This is a genomic window from Bacillota bacterium, from assembly GCA_013177945.1.
Lineage (GTDB): Bacteria > Bacillota > DSM-12270 > Thermacetogeniales > Thermacetogeniaceae > Ch130.
Genome location: JABLXW010000031.1, coordinates 1 through 6,034 on the forward strand (window position 1 = coordinate 1; position 6,034 = coordinate 6,034).

At 65.5% G+C, this 6,034-nt stretch carries 6 protein-coding genes; all 6 read right to left on the reverse strand.

The window, feature by feature from the left end; all coding sequences use genetic code 11:
- Positions 1-38 precede the first annotated feature (38 nt).
- Genes HPY58_13180 through HPY58_13205 form a run of 6 tightly spaced genes read right to left on the reverse strand, consistent with a single transcriptional unit; the run spans position 39 to position 5,972 of the window.
- A complete protein-coding gene (locus HPY58_13180) occupies positions 39-1,856 on the reverse strand; it encodes a hypothetical protein (protein NPV30570.1) in 1,818 nt (605 codons plus the stop codon).
- Entirely contained in the window at positions 1,856-3,673 is a 1,818-nt protein-coding gene (locus HPY58_13185) for a hypothetical protein (protein ID NPV30571.1), read from the reverse strand. Before HPY58_13185 ends, HPY58_13180 begins: the two co-directional genes overlap by 1 nt.
- Positions 3,674-3,687: 14 nt before the next feature.
- Entirely contained in the window at positions 3,688-3,873 is a 186-nt protein-coding gene (locus tag HPY58_13190) for a hypothetical protein (protein NPV30572.1), read from the reverse strand.
- A gap of 4 nt (positions 3,874-3,877) precedes the next feature.
- Positions 3,878-4,717, reverse strand: coding sequence for a M48 family metalloprotease (locus tag HPY58_13195; protein ID NPV30573.1), 840 nt, complete (start codon positions 4,715-4,717; stop codon positions 3,878-3,880).
- A complete protein-coding gene (locus HPY58_13200) occupies positions 4,710-5,459 on the reverse strand; it encodes a hypothetical protein (protein NPV30574.1) in 750 nt (249 codons plus the stop codon). The genes HPY58_13195 and HPY58_13200 overlap by 8 nt, the downstream gene beginning before the upstream one ends.
- A gap of 39 nt (positions 5,460-5,498) precedes the next feature.
- Complete coding sequence (locus HPY58_13205) at positions 5,499-5,972, reverse strand: hypothetical protein (protein ID NPV30575.1); 474 nt, start codon at positions 5,970-5,972, stop codon at positions 5,499-5,501.
- Positions 5,973-6,034: the final 62 nt, after the last annotated feature.

The window sequence follows — 6,034 nt, forward strand, 5'->3', positions numbered from 1 at the left end:
CCTCCTACAGAAAAATTCTAAGCAGCCTCTCGCCGCCTCTACCTCTCTCTAATTCCGTCCAGCCCATACGCGCTGGCCGGGTACCTTGCCCGCTGCTGGGACTGCACGGGCGGCCTGAAGCCGATCTGCCGGGGCGCCTGCGCGACCGGGGCCGGAGCCTGCCGGCCCTGCTGGGGCCCGAGCAGCCAGTCCGCAGCGCGCTGGCCCACCCCCTGCGCCGCCTTCCCCGCCTGCACGGTCTTTTGCGCCAGACGGGAGCCGCTCTGGGCGGCCTGGCTGAGCTTCTTCCCGGCGTACCGGGCGGCGTAGTCTCCGGCCAGGTAGGCCCCACCTGCGGCCACGCCGTAGACGCCCCTTGCGACTGCCGCGACGGGCTTAACCAGGGACTGCCCGCCGGGGACGGCAGGGAGCGTCAGCGCGGCCAGGGCGCCGACCCCGAGGGCCGCGGCCTTGCCGGCGGCGGCCCCAACCTTGAGGGCAGCGGTGGCGCGCGGGGAGGCGGCGAAGCTCTTCGCCCTCCCAACCAGCCCGCCCTGGCGGTGAGGCATCGGAACGGTCATCCCGGCGCCTGCCGGAGAGGCCCCGGGGGAGGCTGCCGGAACGGTGCCGGGCGTCCCGGCGTAGAGCGGCGGGGCGGTTCCGCCGATCTGGGGGGCGGCGCCTCCGGGAGCGGTCGGGCCGCCCAGCGGGGGCGGGGAGGCAGGCTGGGGCACCCGGAAGCCGATGGGCCGGCCGCCTTCCCCGCCGGGGGGGACCGTAGTGGTCGCTCCGGCAAAGGGAGGAGTCTTGCCCCCGCCGCCGAAGAGGGAGCCTCCCGCCCGAACCAGTGAAAACACTCCTCCCAAACCCATCGCCGCGCCGAAGATTTTACTGGCGGTGGCGGCTTCATTGAAGCCCGCGAAATGGGCGATGATGGACTGGAGGGAGTTCCGGAGCACCTCCGCGAGAGGGATGAGGGTGTAGAAGCTAATCAGGATCGTCACCCACGTCCCTCTCCCCATGTCCTTCACGTCGCACAGGAGCAGGATGGTGCAGAGCACCAGGGCGTGGGCGACCGGCATGAAGGCGTTGGAGAGCAGCTCCCCGATCCAGACCGGCATCGCCGTGCTCTCTTTCCGGACCGCCCAGATCATCGCCGCCAGGGGCGTGAAGGCGAAAAACACGGTCAGGGCGACCTTGCGCATGATGTAGAGCACGTTCAGGTAGGCGAACATTCCGGCCAGGAAAAGCCGGACGATTGCCGTACCCAGGACGGAGCCGGTGACGATCTGCGCGCCTCCTATCTCGACCGCGCTCCAGTCTCCCACGGCCCGGGGCATCCCGAGCGCCGCGGCAACGTGGTTGAAGGCACCGGCAACGGCGTCCACCAAAATTGTGCACATCCACATCACGGTGCTGACCATCAGGGGGGCAAGGGCGACGATGAAGACCGCCAGGACGCAGCGGTGAAGCGACTCCATCGCCTCCGAGCGCGCCGCGGGGTTGGCCGCGGCGTAGAGGAGTTTGTAGGCGTTTACTGCAATCACTATCGCGAAGAACGGCGCGGTGACGTAGGCAAGCGTCTGGAACCAGAGGCGGACGTGCTTCGGTTCGTCTCCCTTCCAGGGCAGGCTCTTCTTCTCCTCCTCGCTGTACCCCTTGAGAAATACGAGCTTGTCGAGCTTCTCGAAGCCGCCCCATTTAAAGAGGCCCTCGATCACGGAGCAGGGAACGGCAACGATTCCTGCGAGGATCCGCTCGAACATGCCGCCCTTATCCTCTTTCGGAGGCTCCTCCTGGGCCCAGGCCGCCCCTGCGAAGGAAAAAAGCAGGAGCAGGAGGATCAGGGCAATTAAAGGCTTTCGCAATTTTCGCACTACCGGCCCCTCACTTTCGTCTCCACAAATTCCCACTCAAACGGGGCGGGCTGCACCTGCACGGCGGTGGTGGAGCCGGAGGTCCGCAAGATCCCCTGCCCCGGCCTGGCGCGGGAGAGAAGCGCGGCGCAGCCGGAGGCCAGCCGGAAGTACTCCACCGCCGCCTCCGCGGCGTGCTCCTCCTGCTTGAGCACCAGGATGCTGGCGCAGGACTCGATCACCGCCCGCCCCTCGGGGGTGGAGGCGAACTCCTCGAAGCGCTGGGTGGCGATGGTCAGGGCGCAGCCGTGCTTTCTCCCCCTCCGGGCGAGCGTCTCCAGGTACTTCGCCGCGTCCGGGTGCCGCAGGAACATCCAGGCCTCATCTACCGCCACGCACTTAGGCACTTCCTTCCCGCCTTTTTGGGCAAAGGTCTGCCAGAGCCAGGAGAGCACGGCGCACATGGCCACGAAGCGGGAGAAGTCCCCACCCAGGTCCCGGAGGTTGAAGCAGATGTAGGGTGTGTCCTGGAGGTGGATCATCGTCTGGCCGTCAAACATCCCCACCGTACCGCCGGCGAGGAGCGGCTTCACCGCTTCGGCCAGGCGCTCCGCCCCCCGCATCCCGGCCAGGCGCTTCTGGACGTCCAGGAGCGTCGGCATCGGCTTCTTGATTCCCCCCTGGTAGAGGGAGGCCGGGTCTTCGGTGATTCCCCGCGCCCGGTACTCTTCTTTAACCGCCTCTTCGAGCAGGGCCGCCTCCACAGCCCCGAGGCCTTCGCCGCCGTGGTAGAACCGGAAGACCGAGCCCACGAGGGCAAGGATATCCTCCACCTTTGCGAGAACGTTAACGAAGACCCTCCCGTCCTCCTCCTCAGGCTCCACCTCCAGGGGGTTGACTCCCGAGAATCGCCCCGGAGTCAGGCGCACCACCTGGCCGCCGAGGGCTTCGGTGAAGTAGGAGTACTCGCCTTCGGGGTCTACAAAGGCAGTCCTGACCCCGCGGTAGCCTTCCAGGAGGGACAGAGTTCTCGCCGAAACGGATTTCCCCGAGCCAGGCTCCCCGGAGATGAAGATGTGTTGGTTCGAGACCACGTGCTCTCCAGCGAAGCGGTCCAGGAAGACCGGGGCGCGGGTGAAGAGGTTGACGCCCAACATCACTCCGGATGAGTGCCCGCCGGAAGAGACTGAGAGCGGCAGGCAGCAGGCCGCCGCCCCCGAGGTGAGGTTCCGCTCGAAGTCGTGCAGGGCGCTTTTCGCCAGGGGCAGGGCCCCTTTCAGGGCGTCCAACTGCCGGAGGACGACCTTTCGGGGGAGCACCCCCCGGCGGGCCAGCACCGTCTCCACCACTTCGCACCTGCGGCGCAGCTCCTCTTCGGTGGCCCCGTGAACGGTGATGAGAAAGGTCAGGTAGTACAGCCGGTCCTGCCCAAGCTGCACCGCCTCCCGGAGCGCGGCGTAGTCTGCGATCTGGGCCTCCAGCTCCGGGATCCTCGAAATGTTTCCGGACTGCTGGTCGAGGATGTACTGGGAGCGGGCCTTCGTCTCTTTCGAGATCAACGTTTGAGTTACGGTCCGGTCGGGGGCGGGTACGAAGTGAACGGAGAGATCCACGTCCCCGGCGTTGAAGATTTCGTCAAGCCAGCCGACCTGCACCCGGCGCGGCAGGGCGTGCAGGGCGTAGGTACGCGCGTACCCCGTCCCGAGCCGGATTCTGTCGAATTCTACGAGCATTCCGTCCGGTGCGAAGAGGTCCTGGATCCGGAGGGCGTGGGAGGTGAGGGCGTCCCGCTCTTCCTGCGGCTCCTGCTGTTTCTGCCTGTTTTTAAGCTTAAGCATTGTTACCAGCTCCTTCAGACTTCTTTTATGATTTCAACTGCAACCAGAAAGGCTCCCAACGCTATAAAAGGAAACATGATCCAGGCTCCAACTTGGCTCAAGGCTGGTGTTAAAAAGCATATTAAATATAAAACCGTTCCTGCGATGATAATAGTCATACCTGTTGTCGCCATAGGTCCGGGACGTTTTTTGTGTAGCATCTTGCTACCAGCTCCTCGCCATCAGTTTTTCGATCCTGGCCTCCGGTGACGGGTGCGTGGCGTAGAGGACCGCCGCCAGGCTCCGGGGCCCTTCAGGCCCAACCACGCGGGAGAGGAACGAGACGAGCCCGTCCCGGTAGCCGCACCGGGCAGCGAAGGCGTCAGCTTCGTACTCTTGGGCCCGCCCCACCGCCAGGAAGGAGAGCTCGAGAATTTTTTGCAGGAGCCACGTCACCCCGCGAAGCATCCAGGATATCATCACGATGAACCAACCCAGCCCGATGAACTGCCGGTCGCCCGTCGCCCCGCCGGTGAGGAAGCTGAAAATCGAGAGGGCGACCATAACGACCGTCATCACCCACGTGGCGAAGCTCCCCGCCGCGTTCATCACGTAGGCCGCGAGCAGGACCTTCGTGTCCCCGTTCTTCAGGTGCCCCAGCTCGTGCGCCAGGATCGCCTCCAGTTCCTCAGGCCTGGCCTGCTGGAGGAGCCCCTGCGTCACGGCCACTGTCTTCACGCCGGTTGCCAGGGCATTCGGAAAGGGGTCGTGGGCCACGAAGAGCTCGGGCCTTTCGATCAGGCCGCAACGGACGACCGCCCGCTCGAAGGCGGGGCGCAGGGCCCTCTCCTCGTCCGGCAGGGGCCGGCGCAGCCTGTTGACGAAGCGGAAGTACTTCTCCCCAAGGGGAGTGAAGGCCAAACCAACCAGGGCTGCCTCCGCCAGGAGCGCCCCCCACCCGGCGAGGGCGTCAGAGGCGCCGAACATGGAGAGAAACAGCGCCAGGATTACCCAGTTGACGAAAGCTATGCCCGCCAAAACGACGATTCTGAAAGCGTTAAGCATTAACTGCACTCCTTTCCGAGACGGTATACAGACTCATCACTCCCCTCTTCACCGCCTCCGACGGCCTCCAGATGCGACCGCGGTTCAGCAGGTGTGAGAGCAGGTCCACGACCGCTTCACTAGAAAGCGGCTCCACCCGCACCTTCGCCCCGGCCAGGGCGTCGGCCAGGTTCGCCAGGCGCGCCTGGAGCTCCCCGTAGGCGTGCTCGAAGCCCTTTACGGTGTCGTAGGGTATCACCAAGTACGCCTGCCTCGCCGAGGCCGCCTTCTCCTGCGTCATCGCCGCCAAGTACTCGGCGCGGGCGAAGGCCAGCTCCTGGAGGGCGCCTGGGAGATCCCCGGCCTTCTCCCGGAGCTCCTCGACCGCCGCCCTGGTGTCCACCGCCTGGGAAGTCACCAGGAACTGTACCGGGAAGGTGAGCTGGAGCAGGGCCGCGGCCGCGGCGTCCTCCACCTCGTTCTGCTCCGCGTCAGAGAGGAGCCAGAAGTCAGCGGAACTCACCCGGCAGACGAGCCTGTAGCGGCCGCCGGAGAGGACCAGGACGCCCCGCCGGACGTCTTCGACCTCCCAGATGTCCTTGACCGACTCTTTGACTTTCTTTGACTTTGCCTTATCTTTCGCCGGGAGCGCCGGGGCTCCCCCGGCCTCTCCGGCCTGCTTTGCCGCGTCCCACCGGAGGTAGAGCCAGGCGCCCGCCCCGGTTAACACAGAGAGAGTCAAAAACACAATCGTAAAGACCAAGGCTATTCATCACCTCGCAGGTATAATTTTCGCGGCGACCTACAAAAAGCAAAAGGCCCGGACATCACCCGGGCCCGGCGCGGAAAAAGAAAAAAACCGCGCCTGGAAAAAGTGCGCACGCGCGCACCTGTCTGAATTCTCGATCTGCTGACAGTTCTTGCGATCAGAACGATTTCTGTTCTGAAGGAGCAATTCGAATTTGAGCTTCGGTCCCGGGGAAGCACCGCGGCGGGGGCGACCGGTACGGGTCCAGCTACCACCACGTGTCATACCGACCAGGCGCCAACCGACAGCGCGGTAAATCGTGCCCTTGTGCCCCTGCCCTGGGTCCGCATAGGCGATAAGGCGGAAAATGTCGGGTAAGTGCTGCCGGATCCACCTGGCCGCCAGAGCCAGGACGCGGCTCTCGGAGTTGCGCGGGCACTCGTCGAGCAGCACCATGCGCGACAACTCGAGCGTGTGCCACTGGTCCTCGAGGCGCGCTGCAGCCCTGCCGAACATCAGCACGCCCACCAGGCGGTCGCCATGCCACACACCCAAGCAGGCGCGTGCCCCGGGCGGCGCGTAGTGGAGGT